At 58.7% G+C, this 25,331-nt stretch carries 25 protein-coding genes, 1 tRNA gene and 1 pseudogene; 13 read left to right on the forward strand and 14 right to left on the reverse strand.

Annotated features, from left to right (window positions below; all coding sequences use genetic code 11):
• Positions 1 to 8: 8 nt before the first annotated feature.
• Genes RTS12_RS05155 through RTS12_RS05170 form a run of 4 tightly spaced genes read left to right on the forward strand, consistent with a single transcriptional unit; the run spans position 9 to position 3,835 of the window.
• The gene (locus tag RTS12_RS05155; protein WP_312526148.1) at positions 9 to 743 is read left to right on the forward strand and encodes a transporter substrate-binding domain-containing protein; all 735 of its coding nucleotides are present in this window, start codon (positions 9 to 11) and stop codon (positions 741 to 743) included.
• Between the two features lie 54 nt (positions 744 to 797).
• Positions 798 to 1,673, forward strand: a complete 876-nt coding sequence (locus RTS12_RS05160) for an ABC transporter permease subunit (RefSeq protein WP_312526150.1) — start codon at positions 798 to 800, stop codon at positions 1,671 to 1,673.
• On the forward strand, positions 1,673 to 2,500 hold the full coding sequence (locus RTS12_RS05165; RefSeq protein WP_312526152.1) for an ABC transporter permease subunit: 828 nt from the start codon (positions 1,673 to 1,675) through the stop codon (positions 2,498 to 2,500). Before RTS12_RS05160 ends, RTS12_RS05165 begins: the two co-directional genes overlap by 1 nt.
• A 3-nt stretch (positions 2,501 to 2,503) precedes the next feature.
• Complete coding sequence (locus RTS12_RS05170) at positions 2,504 to 3,835, forward strand: glutamine synthetase family protein (RefSeq protein WP_312526154.1); 1,332 nt, start codon at positions 2,504 to 2,506, stop codon at positions 3,833 to 3,835.
• Between the two features lie 92 nt (positions 3,836 to 3,927).
• Here RTS12_RS05170 and RTS12_RS05175 read toward each other — a convergent pair whose 3' ends face one another.
• Positions 3,928 to 5,055: an aminotransferase class V-fold PLP-dependent enzyme gene (locus RTS12_RS05175; protein WP_312526156.1), complete on the reverse strand. Its 1,128-nt coding sequence runs from the start codon at positions 5,053 to 5,055 to the stop codon at positions 3,928 to 3,930.
• A gap of 244 nt (positions 5,056 to 5,299) precedes the next feature.
• Here RTS12_RS05175 and RTS12_RS05180 point away from each other — a divergent pair, with 244 nt between their 5' ends.
• The 3 genes from RTS12_RS05180 to RTS12_RS05190 are packed head-to-tail and all read left to right on the forward strand — an operon-like array spanning position 5,300 to position 8,660.
• Positions 5,300 to 5,998, forward strand: coding sequence for a type 1 glutamine amidotransferase (locus tag RTS12_RS05180; RefSeq protein ID WP_312526157.1), 699 nt, complete (start codon positions 5,300 to 5,302; stop codon positions 5,996 to 5,998).
• Positions 5,995 to 7,353: a glutamine synthetase family protein gene (locus tag RTS12_RS05185; RefSeq protein WP_312526161.1), complete on the forward strand. Its 1,359-nt coding sequence runs from the start codon at positions 5,995 to 5,997 to the stop codon at positions 7,351 to 7,353. The genes RTS12_RS05180 and RTS12_RS05185 overlap by 4 nt, the downstream gene beginning before the upstream one ends.
• Positions 7,350 to 8,660: an FAD-binding oxidoreductase gene (locus RTS12_RS05190; RefSeq protein WP_312526163.1), complete on the forward strand. Its 1,311-nt coding sequence runs from the start codon at positions 7,350 to 7,352 to the stop codon at positions 8,658 to 8,660. The genes RTS12_RS05185 and RTS12_RS05190 overlap by 4 nt, the downstream gene beginning before the upstream one ends.
• Before the next feature lie 9 nt (positions 8,661 to 8,669).
• Here the strand turns inward: RTS12_RS05190 and RTS12_RS05195 are convergent, their stop codons facing one another.
• The 4 genes from RTS12_RS05195 to folK form a co-directional block, all read right to left on the reverse strand.
• The gene (locus RTS12_RS05195; protein ID WP_312526165.1) at positions 8,670 to 9,344 is read right to left on the reverse strand and encodes a DUF2062 domain-containing protein; all 675 of its coding nucleotides are present in this window, start codon (positions 9,342 to 9,344) and stop codon (positions 8,670 to 8,672) included.
• A gap of 18 nt (positions 9,345 to 9,362) precedes the next feature.
• Positions 9,363 to 11,483, reverse strand: a complete 2,121-nt coding sequence (locus RTS12_RS05200) for a bifunctional (p)ppGpp synthetase/guanosine-3',5'-bis(diphosphate) 3'-pyrophosphohydrolase (RefSeq protein ID WP_312526167.1) — start codon at positions 11,481 to 11,483, stop codon at positions 9,363 to 9,365.
• 22 nt (positions 11,484 to 11,505) lie between these two features.
• Positions 11,506 to 11,862, reverse strand: coding sequence for a DNA-directed RNA polymerase subunit omega (gene rpoZ / locus RTS12_RS05205; RefSeq protein ID WP_312526169.1), 357 nt, complete (start codon positions 11,860 to 11,862; stop codon positions 11,506 to 11,508).
• A 68-nt stretch (positions 11,863 to 11,930) separates the two neighbouring features.
• Positions 11,931 to 12,512, reverse strand: a complete 582-nt coding sequence (gene folK, locus RTS12_RS05210) for a 2-amino-4-hydroxy-6-hydroxymethyldihydropteridine diphosphokinase (RefSeq protein ID WP_312526171.1) — start codon at positions 12,510 to 12,512, stop codon at positions 11,931 to 11,933.
• Positions 12,513 to 12,537: 25 nt separating this feature from the next.
• On the opposite strand from folK, the gene RTS12_RS05215 reads away from it, so the two are divergent.
• Entirely contained in the window at positions 12,538 to 13,095 is a 558-nt protein-coding gene (locus RTS12_RS05215; RefSeq protein ID WP_312526173.1) for an NYN domain-containing protein, read from the forward strand.
• A gap of 83 nt (positions 13,096 to 13,178) precedes the next feature.
• Here RTS12_RS05215 and RTS12_RS05220 read toward each other — a convergent pair whose 3' ends face one another.
• Complete coding sequence (locus tag RTS12_RS05220) at positions 13,179 to 14,291, reverse strand: FAD-binding oxidoreductase (RefSeq protein WP_312526175.1); 1,113 nt, start codon at positions 14,289 to 14,291, stop codon at positions 13,179 to 13,181.
• A 9-nt stretch (positions 14,292 to 14,300) separates the two neighbouring features.
• On the reverse strand, positions 14,301 to 15,344 hold the full coding sequence (locus RTS12_RS05225) for an aromatic ring-hydroxylating dioxygenase subunit alpha (RefSeq protein WP_312526177.1): 1,044 nt from the start codon (positions 15,342 to 15,344) through the stop codon (positions 14,301 to 14,303).
• A 123-nt stretch (positions 15,345 to 15,467) separates the two neighbouring features.
• Between RTS12_RS05225 and RTS12_RS05230 the strand changes: the two genes are divergently transcribed.
• Positions 15,468 to 16,403, forward strand: coding sequence for a LysR substrate-binding domain-containing protein (locus tag RTS12_RS05230; protein WP_312526178.1), 936 nt, complete (start codon positions 15,468 to 15,470; stop codon positions 16,401 to 16,403).
• Here RTS12_RS05230 and RTS12_RS05235 read toward each other — a convergent pair.
• The 6 genes and pseudogenes from RTS12_RS05235 to RTS12_RS05260 all read right to left on the reverse strand — a co-directional run bounded on the left by RTS12_RS05235 (position 16,400) and on the right by RTS12_RS05260 (position 21,665).
• Positions 16,400 to 17,092 carry an ABC transporter permease gene (locus RTS12_RS05235; RefSeq protein ID WP_312526180.1) on the reverse strand — a complete coding sequence of 231 codons (693 nt, stop codon included), beginning with the start codon at positions 17,090 to 17,092 and terminating at the stop codon, positions 16,400 to 16,402. The genes RTS12_RS05230 and RTS12_RS05235 overlap by 4 nt on opposite strands.
• A 1-nt stretch (position 17,093) precedes the next feature.
• The gene (locus RTS12_RS05240) at positions 17,094 to 17,801 is read right to left on the reverse strand and encodes an ABC transporter permease subunit (RefSeq protein ID WP_312526182.1); all 708 of its coding nucleotides are present in this window, start codon (positions 17,799 to 17,801) and stop codon (positions 17,094 to 17,096) included.
• 101 nt (positions 17,802 to 17,902) lie between these two features.
• Complete coding sequence (locus tag RTS12_RS05245) at positions 17,903 to 18,700, reverse strand: transporter substrate-binding domain-containing protein (protein ID WP_312526184.1); 798 nt, start codon at positions 18,698 to 18,700, stop codon at positions 17,903 to 17,905.
• Between the two features lie 77 nt (positions 18,701 to 18,777).
• Entirely contained in the window at positions 18,778 to 19,560 is a 783-nt protein-coding gene (locus RTS12_RS05250) for an ATP-binding cassette domain-containing protein (RefSeq protein WP_312526200.1), read from the reverse strand.
• A 138-nt stretch (positions 19,561 to 19,698) separates the two neighbouring features.
• Positions 19,699 to 20,748, reverse strand: a pseudogene (locus tag RTS12_RS05255) (DUF2817 domain-containing protein); the annotation flags it as partial.
• 833 nt (positions 20,749 to 21,581) lie between these two features.
• A tRNA-Tyr gene (locus RTS12_RS05260) sits at positions 21,582 to 21,665 on the reverse strand.
• 116 nt (positions 21,666 to 21,781) lie between these two features.
• Here RTS12_RS05260 and rlmB point away from each other — a divergent pair.
• The 3 genes from rlmB (at position 21,782) to RTS12_RS05275 (ending at position 23,769) form a co-directional block, all read left to right on the forward strand.
• The gene (gene rlmB, locus RTS12_RS05265) at positions 21,782 to 22,576 is read left to right on the forward strand and encodes a 23S rRNA (guanosine(2251)-2'-O)-methyltransferase RlmB (RefSeq protein WP_312526185.1); all 795 of its coding nucleotides are present in this window, start codon (positions 21,782 to 21,784) and stop codon (positions 22,574 to 22,576) included.
• 131 nt (positions 22,577 to 22,707) lie between these two features.
• Positions 22,708 to 23,130 (forward strand): YHS domain-containing (seleno)protein, encoded by a 423-nt coding sequence (locus RTS12_RS05270; protein ID WP_312526186.1) that lies wholly within the window; start codon positions 22,708 to 22,710, stop codon positions 23,128 to 23,130.
• A gap of 204 nt (positions 23,131 to 23,334) precedes the next feature.
• On the forward strand, positions 23,335 to 23,769 hold the full coding sequence (locus tag RTS12_RS05275; protein ID WP_312526188.1) for a CoA-binding protein: 435 nt from the start codon (positions 23,335 to 23,337) through the stop codon (positions 23,767 to 23,769).
• Here the strand turns inward: RTS12_RS05275 and RTS12_RS05280 are convergent.
• Entirely contained in the window at positions 23,757 to 24,776 is a 1,020-nt protein-coding gene (locus RTS12_RS05280) for a ribose-phosphate pyrophosphokinase (protein WP_312526190.1), read from the reverse strand. The two genes, RTS12_RS05275 and RTS12_RS05280, sit on opposite strands and share 13 nt — an antisense overlap.
• Before the next feature lie 80 nt (positions 24,777 to 24,856).
• Between RTS12_RS05280 and RTS12_RS05285 the strand changes: the two genes are divergently transcribed.
• A partial coding sequence (locus tag RTS12_RS05285) for a DsbA family protein (RefSeq protein ID WP_312526192.1) occupies positions 24,857 to 25,331 on the forward strand: 475 nt, incomplete at its 3' end.

Below are 25,331 nucleotides of genomic sequence, written 5' to 3' on the forward strand. Positions count from 1 at the left end.
TGTTAAAAATGAAAAAGTTGCTGATTGCTGCTACTGCTTTTGCTCTGACCAGCGGCGCGGGCTTTGCAGAAACCGTGCGGATTGCGTCGGAAGGTGCTTATGCCCCTTATAACCTGATCAACGACAAGGGGGAGCTGGACGGCTATGAGATCGACCTTGGCAATGAGCTGTGCAAGCGCGCTGAGCTGACCTGTACCTGGGTCAAAAACGATTTCGATTCGATGATCCCGAACCTGGTCAGCGCAAACTTCGACGCGATCATGGCGGGCATGTCGATCACGGATGAGCGCAAGAAAGCGATCCAGTTCACCCAGAACTATCTTCCGCCGGTCCCCTCGGCCTATATGGCGCTGACGCCGGATGTGGATGTCAAAACCGCTGTGGTGGCCTCGCAGACCGGCACGATTCAGGCCAGCTATGTCGCGGAAAGCGGCGCGAAACTGGTTGAATTCGGCACCTTCGACGAAGCCGCCGCCGCCGTGCGCAACGGTGAGGCCGATGCGGTTTTCGCAGACAAGGACTTCCTTGTGCCGCTGGTCAAGGAAAGCAATGAAGGCTTCGTCTGGGTGGGTGCAGATGTCCCGCTTGGCGACGGAATCGGCATGGGTCTGCGCCAATCGGACACCGCTTTGAAAGACAAGTTCGACGCCGCCATCACCTCGATGAAAAAAGATGGCAGCATCAATACTTTGATCGAAAAATGGTTTGGCCCCGAGGCCGCGACCTTCCCGGCACAAAACTGATTTGATTTGACAGCCGCCACCCTGCCTTGGGGCGGGTGGCGGTATCGAGGCCCTATGTTCCTTCAATGCACCGATCCCAAAGCCCTTGAAGGGCTCGCTTGGCTGATGTGTTACCTCACATCGGGCAAGCATCTGCTGTTCTATCTGTCATTTGGAACGGTGCTTTTACTGCTGGCAATCACCGCCCCGGTGGCGCTGCTTTTCGGGTTTGGCGGTGCTATGGCGTCGCGCTCGCGGATTGCGCCGCTGCGCTGGTTTGGCAAGATCTATACTTCGATGGTGCGCGGTGTGCCCGACATCATCTTCTTTCTTTTCGTGCCGATCGCGCTGGATCAGGCCTTTGAATGGCTGCGCAGCAGGGTCTATTGCGACCCTTCGGTCCCCGTGCGCCAGGGCAATGAGTTCCTTGTCTGCGCTGCGGCCAAATTGCCCCTCTCCAGCTCGCCGGAATGGGTTCATCAGGTTTACGCGGTTTTCTTGGCCATCCTCGCCTTTTCCATCGTTTTTGGCGCCTTCGCCGCGAATGTGCTTTACGGCGCAATGAAGGCCGTGCCCCGCGCGCAGCTGGAAACGGCCGAGGCCTATGGCATGTCCAGCAAACAGGTCACCTGGCGCATTCTAATCCCGCAGATGTGGACCTATGCCCTGCCCGGCCTGTCTAACCTGTGGATGATCCTGATTAAATCGACGCCGCTTTTGTTTGTGCTTGGCGTCGAGGATATCGTCTATTGGGCGCGCGAATTGGGTGGGTCCAAGACCAGCGCCTATGCCTATCCCCATCCGGATTGGCGGCTTTACTATTTCTTGGGGATTCTGGTGTTCTATTTGCTGATGACCTGGGTGTCCGAGCGCGTCTTTAACCGCCTTAGAATGCGCCTGTCCCGTGGTCAGGCAACGATGGCTGGCGAATCCATGCGAAGGGCCGCGTGATGGGTCAGTGTCTTGAAGCCATCCAGAACTTCGGCCTGCGCTCCATCGGTCTGGGCGAGCGGATGCTGCCTAAAAGCGACATCTCGCTTTGCGAGCAGGTGACGTTGATCGGGTCCGGATTGATCTGGAATATCTATTTCGCGGTCTTTGCGCTGTTCTTTGGATTTATCCTGGCCAATCTTCTGGCGCAGGCCAAAGCAAGCAACAATCCGTGGCTGCGCAAACCCGCCGAATGGTTCATCTTTCTGTTTCGCGGCAGCCCGCTTTTTATCCAGTTCTTCGTCGCTTATGAGGCGCTGGTCCAGCTGCCACGCGCGGGCATAGATGTCTTTGGCATCACGATTTACACCAGCTGGCTGACCAAGGCATGGGCCGGGGCGCTGATCGTTTTGACCATGAATACCGCCGCCTATTCCGCCGAGATTTTTTACGGCGCGCTGCGCAATATCCCGAAAGGTGATATCGAGGCGGCCGATGCCTATGGCTTCACCGGCTGGCGGCGCTATCGCAAGATCATCTGGCCCATTTCGATGCGGCTGGCATGGCCCGCCTATACCAATGAGGCGATCTTTCTGTTCCATGCAACGACGCTGGTCTATTTCTCAAGCTTCCCCGCGTTCCAGCAGCGCGGCGATGCGCTTTATTACGCCAGCTATCTGGCCGACAAGACCTTTAACCCCTTCGTCGCCTATCCGATCGTTGCGGGATATTTCATCATGATGACGCTGATCTTGATTGGCTTGTTTGGCGTCATGAACCGTCGTTTGAACCGACACTTACCGGATGCGCCGCAAAAGCTGCGCTACCGGCCCAACCTTTTCAGGTGAAACATGGACTGGCTGCGTGACCACCCCGACGTCAAGACGATCCGCGTTGCTGCGGCAGATCTGAACGGGGTGGCGCGCGGCAAGCGCGTCCCCGCCCGATTTGCAGATAAGCTTCTGTCCGAGGGCACAAAGTTTCCCTATTCCGTCCTGAATATGGATATCTGGGGCGAGGATGTCGAAGACAGCCCCCTTGTCTTTGAATCCGGCGATCCTGATGGCGTGCTATTACCGACCGAGCGCGGCTTCATGCCGATGCCTTGGCTTGATGCGCCAACCGGCCTGCTGCCTTTATGGATGTTTCATGATGACGGCCGCCCCTATGATGGCGATCCGCGGCAGGCGCTGGCTCGGGTGGTGGACCGCTACAAGGCCGCCGGATTAACGCCCGTCGTCGCGACCGAGCTGGAATTCTTTTTGATCGACGATTCAGGCGGTCAGCTGCGCGTGCCCCCCTCTCCGCGGTCGGGCAAACGCCGTACCGGCGCCGAAACGCTGTCACTGCGCGCCCTTGACGGTTTCGACCGCTTCTTTACCGCGCTTTATGATGCCTGCGAGGCGATGGATATTCCCGCCGACACCGCCATTTCCGAGGCAGCGCCGGGCCAGTTCGAGATCAATATGATGCATCAGCCTGACCCGCTGAAAGCGGCAGATGATGCGTGGTTTTTCAAACTTCTGGTTAAGGGATTGGCGCGGCAATATGGTTTCGCGGGCTCATTCATGGCCAAGCCCTATGAAGAGTGGAATGGCTCGGGCATGCATATGCATTTCTCGATCCTCGACCGCGATGGCAACAATATCTTTGACAATGGCGGCCCCGAAGGTTCGCAGGCGCTGCGTCATGCGGTGGCGGGCTGTCTGGCTGCCATGCCAGGCTCCACACTGATTTTCGCGCCGCATGAAAACAGCTATGACCGTCTGGTGCCCAACGCCCATGCCCCTACCGGCATCGGCTGGGCTTATGAAAACCGGACCTCGGCAATTCGAATTCCCTCATCCTCGCCCAAAGCACGCCGGATCGAGCACCGCGTCGCGGGTGGCGATGTGAACCCTTATCTGACAGTTGCAGCCGTTCTGGGCGCCGCCCTGAACGGGCTTGAGGATCAACTGCCCGCCCCGGAACCGATCAAGGGCAATGCCTATGCGCAAGGGTTGGAGCAACTACCCGCAAGCTGGGGCGAGGCCATCGACGCCTTTGCCGCCTCAACTGAAATCGCGCGAATTTTCCCCAAACATCTGATCGAGAATTTCGTCATGACCAAGCGCCAAGAGCTGCGCTACATGGCCGAACTGACCGATGATGAAACCGTCGAGCTTTATCTTGATACGGTTTAAGCATCACCCTTTCGCCGCTTAGCAAGCTGATCGACATAACAAAAAGCCGGCGTATCCGCCGGCTTTTCTTATCCTGAATGAACCAGTTCAGATCAGGCGATTTTATCGAGCACCGTCTTCAGCCGTCCGACTGCCGCATCGACATCCTTAAGTTTATCGAGCCCGAATAGGCCAAGGCGGAAGGTACGGAAATCTGCGCCCTCGCCAACCTGCAGCGGTACCCCCGCCGCAATCTGCAGCCCCTCAGCCGCGAATTTGCTGCCGTTTTGGAAATCGGGATCACCGGTATAGGCAACCACGACGCCCGGTGCACCAAAACCTTCGGCGGCAAGCAGGCGGATACCCTTTTCGCGCAGCAACGCACGCACCGAGTTGCCCAGCTTCCACTGCGCATCAAATGCATTCTGAAAGCCGAATTCGCGGGTTTCGTTCATCGCGTCGCGCAAACCAATCAGTGCATCGGTCGGAACCGTGGCATGATAGGCGTGACCGCCGTTTTCATAGGCCGCCATGATGGCGCGCCATTTCTTGAGATCAAGGAAGAAGCTATCGCTGGTGCTTGCCTCCATCCGCGCGGCGCCTTCGGCGGAAAGCATCACCATCCCTGCAGAGGGCGCAGCCGACCAGCCTTTTTGCGGCGCCGAGATCAGCACATCAACGCCGGTCTTTTTCATATCAACCCAGATCGCGCCCGAGGCGATGCAATCCAGAACCATGATCGCACCGACCTCGTGGGCGGCATCGGCGACCTGACGAATATAATCGTCGGGCAAGATCATGCCTGCTGCCGTCTCGACATGGGGGGCGAAAACCGCATTGGGTTTGGCCTCATGGATGCGGGCCACGACCTCTTCGACGGGGGGCGGCGAAAAGCTGGCCTGCGCCTCGTTTCCGGTTGCACGGGCCATGACCACGGTGGTCTCGCGCGCAAAACCACCGGCTTCAAAGATCTGGCTCCAGCGATAGCTGAAAAACCCGTTGCGGATGATCAGGGCATGGGCGTCACGGCCGAACTGGCGGGCGACGGCCTCCATCGCGGCGCTGCCGCCGCCGGGGATCAATGCGACCTGCTCGGCGCTATAGACCTCGCGCAGCGTCTCGGAAATATCGCGCATCGCCTTTTGAAAGCGCTTCGACATGTGGTTCAGCGAACGGTCGGTAAAAACCACCGAATATTCAAGCAAACCATCGGGATCGACTTCGGGGCGCAGACTGGGCATGTCATTCTCCATTATCACTTTGGGCGATTTAGCATGAAGGCTGCGCAAAGGTCAGCCCGCCAATAATGCTTAGGCCGCCTGCAAGGCCCAAGGTCAAGCCGACATATCACGATGCCCAAACCTTGGGTAAAAAGGCCAAAAGATGCGATTGACTGCGGGGTGAGCGGCGCTTTCACGCGCTTGCCCCTCTTGCCGCAATCCCGGAGGCCATCTACCTTGGTGTGGCACAACCACAGGCAACTCAATGCGTATCGGCATTCTGAAATGCGGCCAATCCCCCGAAGTCATCCGGGGCGAGCTTGGCGACTACGATTCTATGTTCGAAGATCTTCTTGGCGGGCGCGGCTTTGACTTTAAAAGCTGGCATGTCGAGAAAATGGAATTTCCCGACAGTGTCCGCGAAGCAGATGGATGGCTACTGACCGGCTCGCGTCATGGCGTCTATGAGGATCACGCCTTTATCCCGCCGCTCGAAGATTTTATCCGTCAGGCCTATGAGGCCCATATTCCGATGGTCGGTATCTGCTTTGGCCATCAGATCATCGCCCAGGCCCTTGGCGGCACCGTCATCAAAAGCCCAAAAGGCTGGTCGGTTGGCGCGCAGGATTATGAGTTTGAAGGCCAGAATGTCACCCTGAATGCCTGGCATCAGGATCAGGTCGTGGCACTGCCCACAGGGGCTCGCGTCGCGGCGCAAAACGACTTTTGCGAGAATGCAGCGCTGGTCTATGACGACCGTGCCTTCACCGTTCAGGCCCATCCCGAATTCAGCGACAGTTTCGTACAGGCGCTGATCGATCACCGCGCCAAAGGCGTCGTCCCCCCCGAGCTGATCAACCGCGCCGAGGGACGAATGGGATCGGATTTGGGCTCGCAAAAGCTGGCTGACCGCATCGAAGAATTTTTCAAAGCGCCACGGGCGCTGCAAAGAGGTGCCGCATGAAACCCCGCTGGCTGGAAGACACACCGCAGGCCGCACAGGATTTTGTCGCTGGCCGCCGCTTGGATGAGGTCGAATGTATCGTCGCCGATATTGCCGGCGTCGCGCGCGGCAAGGCCATGCCCGCGTCGAAATTCGCCAAGCAAGAGCATTTCTACCTTCCGAACTCGATCTTTTTGCAGACGATCACCGGGGAATGGGCCGATAACCCTGCGGGTGCATTCACCGAGCCGGATATGATCCTGACGCCCGATTTTTCGACGACGGCTGCGGCACCTTGGACCGCCGATGTCACGCTGATGGTGATCCATGATGTCAGCGATCAGCAGGGCAATCCGGTACCGATTGCGCCGCGCAACGTGCTTAAGCGCGTGTTGAAACTATACGAGGATAAAGGCTGGCGGCCAATCGTGGCCCCCGAGATGGAATTTTTCCTGGTCGCGCGCAATATCGACCCCAACCAGCCCATTATTCCGCCCATGGGCCGCACCGGCCGTCGCGCGGCTGCCAAACAGGCCTATTCGATGTCGGCGGTCGATGAATATGGCAAGGTGATCGACGACATCTATGATTTCGCCGAAGCGCAAGGCTTTGAAATCGATGGCATCTTGCAAGAAGGCGGCGCAGGCCAGATCGAGATCAACCTCAACCATGGCGATGCCGTCCATCTGGCTGATCAGATCTTCTACTTCAAGCGCCTGATCCGAGAGGCAGCACTGCGCCACGACTGCTTTGCCACATTCATGGCCAAGCCGATCGAGGACGAGCCGGGATCGGCCATGCATATTCACCATTCGGTGGTGGATGTGAAAACCGGAAAGAACATCTTTTCTGACAGCAAGGGTCGCGAAACCCCCGAGTTTTTGAACTTCATCGCGGGCATGCAAAAGCATCTGCCTGCCGCGATCGCTTTGCTGGCCCCCTACGTCAACAGCTATCGCCGCTATGTTCCTGATTTTGCGGCCCCGATTAACCTTGAATGGGGTCGCGACAACCGCACGACCGGATTGCGGGTCCCCGTTTCCAGCCCCGAGGCCCGTCGCCTTGAAAACCGGCTGGCGGGGATGGATTGCAACCCCTATCTGGGTCTGGCCGCAAGCCTTGCCTGTGGCTATCTGGGCCTGATCGAACAGGAAAAGCCGCGCTCGGAATGTCTGGGCGATGCTTATATGTCCGATGATGAGCTGCCCTATAACCTGGGCGATGCGCTGGATCTTTTGACCGAAAGCCAGGCGATGCGCGACGTTTTGGGTTCGGAATTCGTTGATGTTTACGTGTCAGTCAAGCGCAACGAGTTCAAAGAGTTCCTGCAAGTCATCAGCCCATGGGAGCGCGAGCATCTGCTGTTAAACGTATGAACCTGCTCTTTGCCAACGACAAAAGGGGGGAATACCCCCCCTCACTTTACGCCGATACCCGCGATGCATTAGCGCCCTTTGCACCATTGCAGGGCGAGGCGCGCTGTGATGTGGCCATTGTCGGGGGCGGCTATACCGGCCTTTCGGCGGCGCTGCATCTGGCGCGGGCGGGATTTCGTGTGACCCTGCTCGAGGCCCATCGCGTGGGATTTGGGGCATCGGGACGCAATGGCGGTCAGGTCGGCTCGGGCCAGCGTCTGGATGTCGAGGAGCTCGAGCGTCTGGCCGGGCGCGAGACTGCGAAACAGCTGTGGGACCTGGCCGAAGAGGCCAAGGCTTTGGTCAAAGACCTTGCAGCCGAAAGCGGCGTGCCCTTTACCCCCGGTATCGCCCATGCCTTTCGCAATCAGCGCGAATTCGACCATGCCCGCGCCCATATCGATCTTTTGGCAAGCCGCTATGACTATGATCAGATCGAGGCCTTTCACGGCGCTGACTTCCGCGCGATTTTGCCGTCCCAAACCTATATGGCCGGCGAGCTGGATCACGGAGCAGGCCATCTGCATCCGCTGAACTTGGCACTTGGCATGGCCAGACTGGCGCGCGACGCGGGTGCCGTGCTGCATGAAATGAGCGCGGTTTTACGCATTGATCACGGCCAAACCGCATCAGAGCCAAGCATCTTGCACTGCGAACAGGGCCAACTGCGGGCCGATCACGTGATCCTTGCGGCCAATGGATATCTGGACCGCCTCGAGCCCAAAATTGCTGCGCGTGTCATGCCGATCAACAACTACATCGCCGTGACCGAGCCTTTGGGCGCGCGCGCGGTGGAAGTGCTTACCCGTGACATTGCGGTGCATGATACAAAATTCGTGGTGAATTATTGGCGTTTGTCGCCCGATAAGCGCCTGATCTTTGGCGGTGGCGAGACCATCACCTATCGCTTTCCCAGCGATATCGCCGCCAAAGTGCGCAAGCCCTTGCTCGAGATCTATCCAAGCCTTGCCGATGTGCGACTGACCCATGCCTGGGGCGGCACGCTGGCCATCACGCGCAACCGGATGCCGTGCTTTGCACGCCCCGCCCCGAACTGCCTGTCTGCAAGCGGCTATTCCGGCCACGGCGTTGCCATGGCCAGCATGGCGGGCAAGTTGATGGCACAGGCGATTGCGGGTCAGGCCGCGGGATTTGACACAATGGCCAGCCTGTCGCCCCCACCCTTTCCGGGCGGCGGGATGCTGCGCTTTCCGTTGTTGATTGCCGGCATGTCGTGGTTTTCGCTGCGCGACAAATTGGGGCTATAGCGCCGCCCCTTAGGGTTTCTTTACCGTCGCAGTCAGGCTTGCCTCAAAGCTGGCCTGCTCACGCGCCTGCTGGATCGCCTTTTGCTTGGCAATGCGTGCCGCCATCTTCTTTTCGCGACGCTTGTGATAGGCGCGGATCAGCGGCAGCGTAATGGCATATCCCACCGCACCCGCGATGATCCCCGGGATGATGCTGCCGACGGCATAGGGCAAAAACACCTGATGGTAAAACCAACCCAGATGCCCCCAATGCATGACCTCATCGCTGAAAATCGCGCGGATATTGTGCCAGATCTCGCCGCCTGCCCGGGCGAATTCGACCGGCACCATCTTGATCGAGATCGCCTCACTGCTGCCTAGCAGCCATCGCCCGGTTGAGATCGAGGCCAAGGCCATGAAGGGCGTGGTCAGGGGATTGCCGACGAATGTGCCCAGAAGCGCCGCGATAATATTGCCGCCAAACAACCAGGCAAGCCCCGCAGCGCCCAGAAAATGAAAGCCGAAAAACGGGGTGAAAGAGATAAAGATACCGCAGGCAAAGCCCAAAGCGATGCGGCTGGGCTGATCCGGCAGACGACGGATGCGGTGCAGAACATAGCGCGCAGCGCGCTTCCAGCCGCCCCGTGGATAGACCATCTCGGTCGCCAGCTGGCTATAACTGCGTGGCGTCCGGCGTTTGAACACGGCTTCCCCCGATCGGCCCTATTGCAGGCGCGCGCTGACGTCCCGGATCCGCGAGACCTGCGCCACATCGCTTTCCGCATCCAATGCCGTCATCAGGGCATGAAGATGTTCGCGATCACGCAACTCGACCTCGACGCGCAGGCGATAGAAATCGGGTTTGCGGTCCAGAAACTCCAGATCCGAGATATTGGCGCCTTGCAGACCGATCAAAGTACAAATGCGGCCCAGAACACCCGCATCATGGCGAATGGTCAGCGACAGCGTTGTCGAATAGGCGGCAGGATGCTGGCCCTGACGCCAATGCAAATCGACCCAGCGCTGCGGGCTATCTTCGAAATCCGCCAGAACCGGACAGTCGATCGCGTGAATCACCACGCCTTTACCGCGATAGGTGATGCCCACGATCCGCTCTCCGGGCAGCGGCGAGCAGCAAGGCGCGCGTGTGAATTCCTGATCGGCCTCAAGCCCGGCCACGGCCCGTTTGGCGTCGATTTCGCCTTGGGGGCTGCTTGCAAGCTCGGGATAAAGCGCGGCCAGAACCTCTTGGCCTGCGATTTCAGCGCTGCCGATACGGGCCAGCAGTTCATCGGTATCGGGCAGAGCCATGGTCCGTGCGGCAGTGCGCAGGGCCTTGTCCGTCACCTTGCGACCCACATGTTCAAAGGCCACGCGCACCAGCTCGGAACCTAGCCGGATGAAGCGATCGCGGTCCTCGTCGCGCAAGGATTTCCGGATCGCCGCCTTGGCGCGCCCGGTCACAACGATATCCAGCCATGTCGCTTGCGGGCGCTGGCCCGAGGCCGCGATAATCTCGACCGACTGGCCATTTTTCAGGCGCGTCCACAGCGGCACGCGAATGCCGTCAACCTTGGCGCCCACACAGGAATGGCCAAGCCGCGAATGGATTGCATAGGCAAAATCGATCGGGGTCGCCCCCTTGGGCAGCTGGATCACGTCACCATTCGGCGTGAAGCAGAAAACCTGATCGGAATACATCTCGAGTTTGACATGTTCGAGGAATTCGTCGTGATCCTCTTCGCCAAAACGCTCGGTCAGATTGGTGATCCATTCGCCCGGATCAACAGCAAAGGGGTTTTGCGTGCGCACGCCGTCGCGATAGGCCCAATGGGCGGCGACGCCTGCCTCGTTGACCTCGTGCATCTGGCGGGTCCGGATCTGAACCTCGACGCGCTTGCCATCGCGACCCGACACTGTCGTGTGGATCGAGCGATAGCCGTTCGATTTCGGTTGGCTGATATAGTCCTTGAACCGCCCCGGAACTGCCCGCCAGCGCTGATGGATACAGCCAAGCGCGCGATAGCAATCCGCCTCGTTGCGGGTGATCAGGCGAAAGCCGTAAATGTCGGACAGCCGCGAAAAGGACAGCTGCTTTTCCTGCATCTTGCGCCAGACCGAGAACGGCTTTTTGGCCCGGCCATAGACATCGGCTTCGATGCCCTGCGCCTCTAGGACGGTGCGGATGTCAGCGGTAATCTTGGGCACGACATCGCCCGTCTCGCGCTGAAGCGTGACAAAGCGGCGAATGATCGAGTTTCGCGCCTCGGGATTGATGACCTTGAAAGCCAGATCTTCCAGCTCTTCGCGCATCCCCTGCATCCCCATGCGTCCGGCAAGGGGGGCAAAGATATCCATCGTCTCGCGGGCTTTTTGCAGCTGCTTTTCGGGGCGCATCGATTTGATGGTGCGCATATTGTGCAAACGGTCGGCAAGCTTGACCAAAATCACGCGAAGATCACGCGACATCGCCATGAAAAGCTTGCGGAAATTCTCGGCCTGCTTGGAGTGAACGCCCGACAGCTGCAGATTGGTCAGCTTGGTGACCCCATCGACCAGCTCGGCGACCTCGCGGCCAAATTGCTCGGCAATGTCGCTCCAGGTCGAGCGGGTATCCTCGATCGTATCGTGCAATAGCGCGGTGATGATCGTGGCATCGTCAAGCCGCATCTCGGTCAGAATGGCGGCGACGGCAACAGGATGGGTAAAATAGGGCTCGCCAGAATGGCGGAACTGCCCTTCATGCATGCGACGCCCATATTCATAGGCGTCGCGGATCAGATTGGCATTGGTACGCGGGTTATAATTGCGAACAAGGGCAATGAGGTCTTCGACGTCAATCATTTCTAGCCGAAGACTCCGCTCGTTACTCGCGACCCTGCGCTTCCAGCATCATGCGCAACATGCGCTCTTCCGATTCCTCATCGGCGGGCTTGGGACGATCCACCTCGGCACCCAGAAGCAGCGCCATCGCGTCTTCTTCGGGCTCATCGACCTCGATCTGGGTCTGGGTGGTTTCGATCATGCGCTCGCGCAGCTCATCGACCGACTGAGTTTCGTCAGCGATCTCGCGCAGGGCGACGACCGGGTTTTTGTCGTTGTCGCGATCAACGGTCAAAGCGCTGCCGGCAGCGATTTCGCGTGCGCGATGTGCAGCGATCATCACCAGATCAAAGCGGTTGGGAACCTTGTCGACGCAATCTTCGACTGTAACGCGGGCCATCGGTCACCTATGATTTCGAATCGGCTGGGGAGGCGAGTACAGTTAAATGGTTGCTCGACGGATTAAAGTCAAGCTTCCACAAGCTGCATCCCCTCTAACGAGGCTGACGGCAGGGCCGCCAACATTTCTTGCACATTAGCACCTATGATCGGGTGACGCCAGAGCGGAGCGACCTCGGCCAGCGGTGCAAGTACAAAGCCGCGTTCCTGCATCCTTGGATGGGGAAGGATCAACTGATCGGGCGCTTCGCGCAATTGCCGCTCGGGCGGCAGATTGCGCCAGCTGTCCTGTGTGGCCAAATCAGGCAAGATCATCCCGTCATAGGCGATCAGATCGATGTCGATGCCGCGCGCCTGCCACCGGCCGCCATCGCGTTTGCGGCCCAGCCCCGCCTCGATCAGATGCAGCCAATCAAGCAGCTCACGAGGGGGAAGACTGGTTGCAACCACAGCGGCAGCATTGATGTAATCTGGCCCGGATCCCGCTGGAAATGCTGGGGTTTTCCAGAATCGGCTGACCCCGCGCAACTGGACCCCGTCGCGCGTCAATTGCTGTAATGCAATGCGCAAGCTGTCTGAAGGGTTACCTGCCGAAGTTGGCAGGTTTGCTCCAAGTGCGAGCAGGCCTAAACTGTGTGCTTGGTATTCCATTTGTTGGTTATTTTTGGAGAAGATTATGTTTTATAAGGACGATCGTCTGGCTTTGTTCATTGACGGCTCTAACCTATATGCCGCAGCAAAGTCACTCGGTTTCGACATCGACTACAAGCTTCTCCGTCAAGAGTTCGAGCGCCGTGGCAAGTTGATACGCGCTTACTACTATACCGCCCTGCTGGAAAATGACGAGTATTCACCCATTCGCCCGTTGGTTGACTGGCTGCATTACAACGGCTTTTCGATGGTGACGAAATCGGCGCGCGAATATACCGACGGTTTGGGCCGCCGGAAAATCAAGGGCAATATGGACATCGAGCTGGCCGTCACCGCGATGGAGCTGGCGCCGCGTATGGACCATGCGGTGATTTTCTCGGGCGATGGTGATTTTCGCCCGCTTGTCGAGGCGCTGCAGCGTCAGGGCGTGCGCGTCTCGATCGTCTCCACCACCCGCAGCCAACCCCCCATGATCGCCGATGAGCTGCGCCGTCAGGCCGACAACTTCATCGAGCTGGATGCCCTGCGCGACACGATTGGCCGCCCCCCGCGCGAACAAACCGCGGCGCTTGTGACCGAATAAATCCGTCTGCCCCAGATCATCATCATTCAATAGGAAAGGCCGGGCAACAACCCGGCCATTTGCTTTCTCTTGGATCAGGGTGCTTAAAGGTCCAGCACCACATTCGAGGTTGGACGGCAGCAGCACAGCAGCACCTTGCCGGCCTCGGGCTCGTCCAGCGGCTCTTCAAAGTAATCGACCTCGCCCGAGACCAAGCCCTGCACACAAGTCCCGCAGACCCCTGCCCGGCAGCTGAAATCGGGCGTCAGCCCGGCATCCTCAAGCAGCGACAAAAGCGATTCTGCCCCCTCCTGCCAGGGAATGACGCGACCCGAGCGGTTCAGCACGATTTGCGGGCCATCGCCTGCGGCTGCTTCGGCGACGGCGGGTGCTGCGGCGGCATCACGAGGGGCCGCAGCAGCCGCCGGAGCGCTGCCATCAGATAGCAGGCTGGCGGGGCCGAAAAATTCGTAAGCGATGCGATCCTTGGCGATACCAAGCCCCAGCAACAGCCCGTAAAGCGCCTGCATGAAGGGCGGCGGACCGCAAAGATAAGCCTCATAGTCATCCAGCGGCAAAATGCTTTGCAACACTTCGCGCGTCAGCAGCCCTTCCGAGTGATGGCGGCCTTCGGCGCGATCTTCGTCGGTGGCATTGCGATAGCAATAGTGAACATGGATGCCCGGGCGCTTCTGGGCGTGCAGCGCAACCTCGTCGCGCAGCGCATGAACCTCGCGGCTGTCACAGGCATGGATAAACCAGACAGGACGGTCGGATGTCTCGGCCAACACCTTCAGCATCGAGATCATCGGCGTGACGCCGACCCCGCCCGAAATCAACAGAACCGGGCGCTTGCTATCACGGTCCAGCTTGAACCCGCCACGCGGGCCCTGCACGTCGATCTCATCGCCCGGCTGGATGCGGTCATGCAACCAGGTCGAGCTTAGCCCCTCGGCCAGCCCCGGCTGTGGCGCACCCTCACGCTTGACCGTGATGCGATAGCGCCCCTCGTCCTGCGGTGCGGATGAGACGGTATAGTTGCGAATAGCGTGGCCCGATCCCTCGGGCACACGCAGGATCAAGAACTGACCGGCCTCGAAAGGCATCCAATCCTGCCGGTCGACCGGCTCGAGATGGAACGAGGTAATCGTCGCGCTTTCGCGCACTTTATCGACCACCTTGAACGGACGAAAACGAGAGGATTGGCTGTCTTTCATGGCGGACCTTTACTCGGCTGCAACCTTGGCGGCCGCGGCCTCTTCGGCTGCGATCAACTGGGTCATCTTGCGACGGAAGCGCATCGGGCCAACGTCGATTTTCAGATCGAGGTTCGGGGTGATCATCTCATCGATCCCCTTCTGGACGGCCTCAAGAACCAGGCGGTCCTCTTCAAAGGCGCCGCGGACCGATTTCGCAAAGCTTGCCGAAACTTCCGGATCGTTCGGCGCAAAGTTACGCATCTGGAACCAATAGTACTTCGTGTGCTTGTCATCGACCGGGGTCATGAAGTTGTAGCTGTCCATCAGGAAAGTGTTGTCGGGCAACACCGCCCCTTCGCCACCGGTATGCGCGGGTGCAAAGATCGCCTTGATGATGGCATTCGACGGATAGCGCACTTCATAATGCTGCTTGCGGTCGGTATTGCCCTCGAACTGCAGGAAGGGCGCATAGAAAGGTGCCGGCTCGGAATCCAGCATCCAGCGCCATACGGTCACGCCGTCATCCTTGACGGTGGTTTCCAGCGGGGTTTCCTCGCAGGCAGAGCTTGCAAAGGACGACTGGTGAACCCAAGCGACATGCGAAGGGTCAAGCAGGTTGTCGGTCATGTAAAGATAGTTGCAGCGCAGGGTCATCGACTCGCCGCGGTTCACGCCCCAAGCCGGATCGCCCCAGTTTTCGACCTCGAAAATCTTGGCAGGATCAGCTTCGGCCACATCGCCCATCCAGACCCACAAAAGGCCATAACGCTCTTCGATCGGATAAGAGCGCACACAGGCCACATGCGGGATTTTCTCGGCGCCGGGGACGCGGGTACAGGTGCCCGTCGTGTCGAAGGTCAGGCCGTGATAGCCGCATTCGACCTCGTCACCCTTGATCCGTCCCATCGACAGGGGCAGCTTGCGATGCGGGCAAGCATCCTCAAGCGCAGCCGCGCGGCCATCCTGCGTGCGATAGAGCACCAGATTCTGGCCAAGCATGGTCACCGGCTTCAGCTCGCGGCCGACTTCGTGATCCCATGCAGCTACATACCAGGCATTCTTCAAAAACATTGGATACCCCTTGCGTTCTCTTTGCATGATTATCCGCCTGGTTGAGGTCGGTCGCAAGCAGCCGGGGGTTGCGTTCTATTTTAGATTAGCTAAACAATTAACCTGACAAAAACAGGTGTATTTATGCCCCTTCCTTCCCTGCGCGCCCTGCAAGCATTCGAGGCGATTGGCCGAACAGGCACCGTAAGCGGCGCCGCCCGCGATCTGGCTGTATCGCCCGGCGCCATCAGCCAGCAGGTGCGCAATCTTGAAGATCACCTTGCCGTCACGCTGTTGGAACGGCGTGGCAGGCGGGTCGAGCTGACCAGCTGGGGCAGGATCTATTACGAGGAAATTGCGAAAGGCTTTAGGCAGTTCGAGCTGGCAGCAGATGCGCTGGAACGCGCGCGCAATCAATCCGCAATCGTGCTCAGCGCACTGACCTCGGTTGTGAATAAATGGATAACGCGCCGCATTTTTGACTGGCAAAGCCTGCATCCCGCCGCGAATGTGCGCATTATCGGCAAGGACGAAGAACCGCTTTTGGGTCACGACGAGGTGGATTTTCGCATCACCTATGGCCGTGGGGTTCAGGCCCATCGCCATTATACCGAATTGTTTCGGGACTGGTCGGTGCCTGTCTGCTCTCCTATGCTGATCACAGATCATAAGCTGCGCGAACCCGCAGATCTGCTGGAATTTCCCCTGCTGAATGTCGAATGGGAGAAGCATTACCTGCCGCCGCCGCAATGGTCGGACTGGGCGCGCCATGTCGGCGCAAGCCGCGGCCAAAGGCTGTCGACGCTGTCGTTCACCCTGTCCAGCAGTGCGATTGACGCGGCCATCAACAAGCGCGGCTTTGCTTTAGCTCAGCTATCAATGATTGGCGAGGAATTGGCGGCAGGAACGCTGGTCGTGCCCTTTGATATTCGCCTGCAGCTGCCCGAGAGCTATTATCTTGCTTGGGACAGGGCGGCGATGGAAAAGCCAAATGGCCCGGCTTTTCACAATTGGCTTTTGCAGATCGGACGGCGCCAGACGCTTTTGTCAGCGCCGCCCGCAAATCCCGCCGCGCCTTAGCGCGAGGCGGTTTGATAGCGCGTCAAACGACCCTCAAAATAGCGCACAAGCAAGACCAGAATCGTGTTGATGACCAGATAAAACACGCCCGCGATCGCGAAAATCTCGAAGATTGCATAGGTTTGGCTCATCAACCGTTTCGCATGTCCGGTGATCTCCAGCACGGTGATCGTCGAGGCAAGGCTGGTCCCTTTGACGATCAGGATCAGCTCATTGCTATAGGCCGGAAGGGCCTGACGGATCGCCAACGGGAATTCGATACGCCGAAAGCGCATCATCCGCGACATGCCGGCTGCCTTGGCCGCCTCGATCAGCCCAACGGGGACTGACATCAAACCGCCGCGCAGAATTTCCGATGTATAGGCAGCCGTGTTCAGCGACAAAGCCATGATCGCGCAATTCATGCCGCCGCCAATAACCGACCATAAGATCGCGTTATTGCGTACGAATTCAAACTGACCAAGCCCGTAATAGAACAGGAACAGCTGCACCAAAAGCGGCGTGCCGCGAAAGACCGCGCTGTAATATTCCGCGAATTTCTGCAGGAAGCGGTTGGACGAGACGCGCATCATCGCCAGGCAAAGCCCAAGGCAAAAGCCAATCACGGCCGAGGTCGCGGCAAGGGTCAGTGTAACCGATACGCCCTTGGTAATTGTCGCGAACGCGCGTTGAGCAAGATCTAGATCCATCTCAACCCCTTCCCTTAAGCATCAGCGAGCGCTCGGCCCGTTTGAAGAAAAATTGGCTGACAAAGGTGATGCAGAGGTAAACAACCGCAGCAATCAGGTAGAAGATGAACGGATTTCGCGTCGATCCTGCCCCGACCGAGGCCGCGCGCATCAGCTCTTGCAAGCCGACAACCGACACAAGCGCCGTATCTTTCATGGTGGCTTGCCACACGTTGTTCATGCCCGGCACAGCAATGCGCAACATCTGCGGCAGAATGATCTTGCGGAAAATCCGCGGCCCCGGCATGCCCAAGGCACGTGCAGCCTCAAGATGGCCTTTGGGGATCGACGACAATGCACCGCGCACGACCTCGGTCGAATACGACCCCGAGATGGCAGCAATCGCGATCACAGCGATGATGAATGCATAGCCCGTATCCGCCAATCCCGACCAGCCAAAGGCATTGGCCACGCGGGTCACAAATTCGACCGACGAGAAGAACAGCAGATAGATGATCAATAGCTCGGGAACACCGCGCACAACGGTCGTGTAGATATCGACCAGCCAACTCAGGGGTTTGAGCCTGCCCCATTTGATCAGCCCACAGATAATACCGATCACCAGCCCCGCGAACATCGCGCAAAGGCCGACCAGTACCGTGATTGTCGCGCCCCGAAGAAGCGCGCTGATCCAGCCGCCCTCCCAAAGCTGCAATAGCCCGAATTGCATCCGTCTTACCTACCGTTCGTCAGGTGGGAGTTTTCGACCCGCCAATCTTTGGCGTCCGATCGGAAAGGGCGCGGCGCGCCCCTTCCTTAGCTGTCACGCGCTCACTGGCAGTTGCGCGAGATGTCCATTTTGAACCACTTCTCCGAGGACGCTTTCAGCGTGCCATCTGCACCAAGTTCACACAGCGCGGTGTTGATTTTGGCTTTCAGATCGCCTTCATCCTTGCGGATACCGATGCCCAGACCGTCGCCAAGCGTCTTGTCCGAAGCGGAATCGATCACAAACGGAACCAGGGCAAAGTCAGCGCCTTCGGGTTTGGCAAGGAAGTCGTTTTGGGCCGAGCTATCCGAGAAAGAGCTGTCCAGACGACCGCTGGCCAGATCGATCTGCATCTGGTCAAGCGTGTCATAGGTCATCAGCTGCGCGTCGGGCATGTTCTTTTCAACATAGGCCGCGTGGGTGGTGCCACCCTGAACGCCAATGCGCAGACCGCTCAGGTCTTTCTTCAGCGTTTCCAGATCGTTTGCTTCGGTCAGGGGCGAGCCCTTCTTGGCGACGAACTGGTTGGGGAATTCCGCATAGCTGTTCGAGAAGTCGATCTGCTTGCCACGCTCGTCGGTGATCGACATGCCGGAAATGATAACGTCGAAACGCTTGGCGTTCAGCGCGGGGATCAGGCCGTCGAACGCCTGAACCACAAAGCGGCACTTCAGTTCCAGCTTGGCGCAAAGCGCATTGCCGACATCAGCGTCAAAGCCGGTGACATTGCCATTGGCATCGGCCATCGAGAAGGGCGGGTAAGCGCCTTCGGTCCCGATCACCAGCTCGCCCTCGGCGGCATAGGCGGCATTCATGCCAAGCGTCATAGCTGCAGCGAGGCTCAGAAGTTTAAGTTTCATTCGGTGGTCTCCCTGGGTTTGATTGGCGTCACATTTTTTGCCGAGTGATCATGCGGCTCCTTCCAAGATCTGGCCAGTTAATTGGTCCGTGACAGGAACTGGCGCAGACGCTCGGAGCGAGGATTGGAGAAAAGCTGAGCAGGCGCGCCCTCTTCTTCGACGACGCCCTGATGCAGAAACTTGATGCGATGCGAGACTTCGCGCGCAAATTGCATTTCATGCGTCACAAGAATCATGGTGTTGCCTTCTTCGGCCAGCTGGCGAATGACGCGCAGCACCTCGCCGACCAGCTCGGGGTCAAGCGCCGAGGTCGGCTCGTCCAGCAAAATGACCTTGGGGCGCATGGCAAGTGTGCGGGCAATCGCCGCGCGCTGCTGCTGACCACCCGAAAGCTGGCCCGGATATTGAGCATGCTTATCCGACAGCCCGACCTTTTTCAGCAGCGCATGGGCATGCTCGATCGCATCGGCACGGTTTTCTTTCAACACATGCACGGGCGCTTCGATAATATTGTCCACGACCGACATATGCGGCCACAGATTGAAGTTCTGAAAGACCATGCCGACGCGCGCCCGGATACGCTCGACCTGCTTGTGATCGACCGGAACCGCTGCACCATCTTTGCCCGGCTTCATCCGGATTTCTTCACCATCAACGATGATACGGCCGGATTTCGGCTGCTCTAGCAGGTTGATGCAGCGCAGGAAGGTCGACTTGCCTGAACCCGACGAGCCGATCATCGACACGACCTCACCGGGCCGGGCAACCAGACCGACGCCCTTCAGGACTTCGTGGCTGCCATAGCTTTTGTGCAGATCATGGACCTCGACGGCGGCAACTTCATCGGAAACATCGGCCAGCGGACGCGCGGTTTCACGCGGCTTGGCCGCGACGGGTTGCGCTGCCTCTGGTTGAGCCTGCACCGGTTGAGCCTGCACACCGCCAAGATCGGTCAAGGCGCGATCGAAAAAGCCAAGCGTGACGTTCAGGCAATGCTGCTGCCAGATTGCATCGTCGGGAATAAAGGCGCGACGCAGATCTTCTTTGATCTGCTGGCCTTCGCTCGAGGCCAACTCGCCATGCAGATGCAGCCAGTTGTCAGCAAGCACCGCCGCCGTCACCAGAGCGCCCGGCAAGGTGCCACATTCCACCACCAAAGGCAGGACGCGCGCCTGGGGCATCGCATCGATCACCGCCGCCGAGACATAGCCCGTCGCAGTGGCGGCAATTCCGGTGTCGGTGGTGCGATTGGCGCCCGTCAATACGACTGAAAGGGCCGGGCCAAACAGCGATTGCCCCCAAGCCAAGCCATCATGAGCCGTTTGCGCGACCGAAAGCAGCGCCGGATAGCCGTAAGGGCCCGCTCCGGTATGCAGATCAAATACGACCACGTCGCGGGCGGTCTGACCAAAATCCTGAAGGATCTGGTTCAACGTCTGGTTGGACCAAACCGGGCCTGCCCCACCATAGAACATGCCTGCGGGATAGTCGTATTGCCCAGCCTCGATGATCGGCGACAGCGCCGCAAAGCCGCCGCGCGCCTGGCTTTGGGCCTCAAGATGGGCATCAGCGCGGTCGCGGTCAGGGCCGCTTAGCGTGGTGAATGTAAAGGCCTCGTGCAGATCGCCATATGCGTCATTGCGCGGCGGGGTGCCGTTCCAATCGATGAAGTTGCGATTCAGATCGACGTTATCCTCATTGACCCGACGCGACCACGCCGCGCCCCAAGGGTTGATCAGGTGGATAAACAGAATCGCCACATCTTCTGGCAGCGACCAGGATTGGTGATCACGCAGCCACTGGCTTTGACACGCCGAGCCATAGGCCCCTTCGACCCCATGCGTTCCCGAATTCACGACAATCAGCTTGGCGGCATCGGGCCGCCCGATCAACGCGACATCGGTCGCCAGCTCTTCATCGGCGGGACCGCGCAACGGATGTGGATAGGCAGAAATGCTTGCGCCAGCGACCTGCGCTGCCGCCAGAAATTCCTGCCGCATGGTTTGGTAATCGATCGCATAGGGCTTGCCGGTCGGCACGTTAGGCATGGGTTCCCTCTCCTTCTAGCGCAGCAGGAAACCAAGTTCCGATTCCGCGTCCTCTTGAAAGCAAACCTTAGGGATCGGGGGGAATATGTATAGACTTTATTTTTCCAAACTCAGTCGCAGCCCTCTCCATATCAGCCTTGGCGAGGGTACGTAAGGCGTGAAAATCCTTAGAAATCCAATGATCTTCAAGCGCTTCAACAGCCTGCAACAATCCGCAAACTCATACGATTGTATGATGAAGGAAACACCACAACTTGGCCAACTGCCTCTTATTCGCGCAATTGGTTGATCGCCGCTACGTCAATCGCGCCGAATCGGTCGGCTGACCGACCGCTGCATTCGCCCAAGTTGGCGACGCGGCAAAGCTCTGCTGGCTGAGTTTCGGGCCGGCTAAAACGCTTTGGCGATCCTGACGAATTAGACAGGAAACGCAGAGCGGCACTCGAACGTTCATATCCGGTAATGAGTGAGTTTTCGTTATTAACAAGTAATCGTGTTTGGTGGCCGAGCAAACTGTCATTTGCCGGTCACTAGCGCGTGGAAGGACGCTCTAAAGTCACCGCTTTGCGAAAAGCCCTGCTTCAAAAACATGGCCAAAGAATCGGTGTTTCAGCTTTCCCCCGCCGCGCATGGATCTGTTGTGCAAAGCCACAAGCCAAGGCGGATCTTCCTGCCCTGCTGACTAAAAAAGCGCATGCCTGATATTCGGCAAAGAGGTCACGAAACCACGCGCAAATTGATCAAGACGCGGCCACCTAGCTGGTGTTCTGGCTTCGATATGTTCTGATATGGAAAAGCTGGGCTCCACCATCCAACCCTTTGAAAAGGTTGAATGGTGGGCGACCCTGGAATCGAACCAGGCATGGGTCTCCCCGGCGGAGTTACAGTCCGCTGCCGCACCTTGCAGCACGTCGCCCGACGCTGGGGGGTAAGTAGCCGCAGCATTTCGGAGGGTCAAGAGCAGATTTCAGCTTTTTGGTTGCGAAGTTGATGACATCGTCGCAGGAAGGGCGAAATAAGAAGGATTGCCACCATGAGCCAGCCGCCTAAGGCCAAAAAACCAACCTGGGTCATCGATAAAGAGCGCGCCAAGCGCGCAGCCGCCGCCGAAACGGTCTGGCTATTTGGTCTGCATGCGGTGCGCGACGCGCTGGCCAACCCACGCCGCGAGAAAATTCGCCTTGTGGTCTCGCAAAATGCGCTGGATCGCTTGGGCGACATCGGTACCGACATCGAACCCGAGATCGTCGATGTGCGCGTCTTCGACAAGAAAGTGCCCTTGCCACCTGAAAGCGTTCACCAAGGTGCGGCGCTTGAGGTTAAACCGCTTAAATGGGGCAAGCTGGCGGATCTGGCGCTTGAGGGCGAGGGCAAACCCTTGCTGGTGGCGCTAGACCGCGTGACCGACCCCCATAATATCGGCGCCATTCTGCGCTCGGCCGAGGTTTTTGGCGCGCGCGCCGTCATCGCCCCGACCCGCCATTCCGCACCTGAAACCGGCGCCTTGGCGAAAACCGCCTCGGGGGCGCTAGAGCGTCAGCCCTATCTTCGGGTCGGCAACCTTGCTGATGCGCTGATTGAACTGCAGGACATGGGCTATATCGTCATCGGCCTTGATGGCACCGCCACCGAGGATCTGTCCGAGGTTCTGGCACCGATCAAAGGCCGCGCGATCTGTCTGGTGCTGGGCGCCGAAGGGCCGGGTCTGCGCGAGCGTACGCTGGAAACCTGCGACAAGCTGGCGCGCATCCCCTATGCGACGGATTTCGGCTCGCTGAACGTCTCGAATGCGGCCGCCATCGCGCTTTACGCTGCTTCACAGGCGTGAGGGCAGATTTCACATCCCCGCCATCATCCCCCATGAATGGTTGAGAATCGCCAAGCGAACTGCCACATATCACGGGTGGCTAGGGGCCGTATTGGGCATCTAGCTACCCTGTTCCAACAGCCGTGAGAGCCATGATCCGTCGTCTCTTTGTCAGAGCCGCCGCCACTGCGGTTTACTTGATGCCCTCGCTCGCGCTGGCGCAGGATTGGGCATTGGACGGGATGGACCCGGTCGCCTATCAACATGATGGCGCGGCGCGGGCGGGCCGTCAGGATATTGTCACGCTTTGGCATGGAAAAAGCTGGCACTTTGTCTCTGAGGAAAGCCGCGCCTCGTTCGAGGCCGACCCCCATGCCTATGCGCCGGGATTGGGGGGCCGCTGTGTCGTCGCCCTATCCGAGGGCCGCGCCGAGCCAGGAAACCCACGCTATTTCGTGGTCATTCACAATCGCACCTATCTGACGCAATCAGCAGCGGCGCGGTCGCGACTTTTGAATAACCCCAACGCGATTTTGCGCGCCGCCGAGACGGCTTTTTCGAAAATGCCGCGGTAGTTCTCACTATTTCGTGAGAATACTGGAACTTTTATGCTACACAACTATTTAATTATTGAGCTTGACCACGGAACGGTCTTGCTCAGATCACTGTCCCTCGTTCCGCGACTTGCGCCCGGCGATATTCTCGACCGGGCGCTTTTTCCATGCGAGTGACCAAGAAAGACCAAGGCCGAATTTCTGGCCGAAAGGAGAACAGGTCCCATGAGCGATGAAGATATTGCACGTGTCCTGAAACAAGCGCGCACCATTGCCATTGTCGGCATGTCTCCTAAAGAGGATCGCCCAAGCTGGGGCGTCGCGCGCTTTCTGAAATCGCAAGGCTACCGCGTCATCCCGGTCAATCCCGGCCATGCAGGTTCGACTTTCCTGGATGAAACCGTCTATGCGGATCTGAAATCCATCCCCGCCGAGGTCAAGGTCGACATGGTCGACATCTTTCGTCGCCCCGAGGCCGTCGCCGGCATCGTCGATGAGGCGCTGCAATATCTGCCCGACCTCAAATCCATCTGGATGCAATTGGGGGTGCGCCACGCCGAAGCCAGCGCCAAGGCCCGCAAGGCGGGGATCGCGGTCATCGAGGACCGCTGCCCGAAAATCGAGCTTCCCCGCCTTGGCGCTGCGCTTTATTCGGTGTGATAAAGACCTTCGTAGATCGGCCCCAGGGTATCAAGCTCGAACAGTGAGCTGACCGAGGTGCCGTTCCAGATGTTCAAGATCGCCTGAGCAAACATCGGTGCGGTGGGAACAATGCGAATATTGCGCGCATTTTTCACCGCATCGGTTGGTTCGATCGAATCGGTGATCACCAGCGATTTCATCACCGAATTCTCGACGCGGGTGATGGCCGGTCCCGACAGAACGCCATGGGTGATATAGGCGTGAACTTCGGTGGCGCCGCCGTCAATCAGGGTCTGGGCGGCTTTGCACAGCGTCCCTGCCGTATCGCAAATATCGTCGACGATGATACAGATCTTGCCCGAAACATCACCAATCACCGTCATTTCTGCGACTTCACCAGCCTTTTCGCGGCGCTTGTCGACAATGGCCAGCGGCGCGCCAATGCGCTGCGCGATCTCGCGCGCGCGGGCCACACCGCCGACATCTGGCGAGACCACCATGACATCGCTTAGCTTCTCGCGGAAGTGATGCAGAATATCCAACGAGAAGATCGGCGCGGCATAAAGGTTATCCACCGGAATGTCGAAAAAGCCTTGGATCTGAGCAGCATGCAGATCCAGCGTCAACACGCGGTCAACCCCGGCTTCGGTCAGCAGGTTTGCAACCAGCTTGGCCGAGATCGGCGTACGGGCTTTGGCGCGGCGATCCTGACGCGCATAACCAAAATAGGGGATCACGGCAGTAATACGCGCAGCCGACGAACGGCGCAGCGCATCAGTCATGATCAACAGCTCCATCAAGTTGTCATTGGCCGGGTTCGACGTCGACTGAATGATATACATGTCTTCGCCACGAACGTTTTCGTAGACTTCGACAAAAACTTCCTGATCGTTGAACCGCTCGACCCGTGCTTCGATGGGTGCGACGTTCATTCCTCTGTGCATGGACATGCGGCGGGCAATGGAATTGGCAAGCGAGCGGTTGGCATTTCCTGCAATCAGCTTGGGTTCGGTCATAGCCGGCATGGCAGACTCCGTTGGTTTTGGCGCGATTGCACACGCCTTAGCACCCGGTTAGCTTGCCCGCAAACCCGGAAGGAATGCAGATGGCGCATATCGACTACTACCTCGCGACACTTAGCCCCTGGTGCTACCTCGCTGGCAACCGGCTGGAAGAGATTGCAGCCCGCCACGGCGCCACCATTCGCTATCGCCCCTTGGATGTGATGCAGCTTTTTGACCGCTCTGGCGGCACCCGCCCCCCGGCGCGTCACCCCAACCGCGTGGCCTATCGCATGCAGGAAATCCTGCGTTGGTCAAAGTGGCTTGGCATGCCCATGAATCCCAATCCGACCCTTCCTCAGGTCAATATGGCGCCCTCGTCTTACGCGGTGATTGCTGCACAAGAGGCCGGTCAGGGCAACATCGGCGCCTTGGTCCAAGGGTTCCTGCGCGCGCGCTGGGTCGAGGATCGCGACATCTCGGACGACGAAGTTATCCGCGATGTGCTTACCAGCTGCGGATTTGACCCTGAAATCGCGAACAAAGGTTTATTCGTCGGCGCTGAAATCTATGGGCGCG

Source organism: Paracoccus sp. (in: a-proteobacteria) (assembly GCF_032007265.1).
GTDB lineage: Bacteria > Pseudomonadota > Alphaproteobacteria > Rhodobacterales > Rhodobacteraceae > Paracoccus.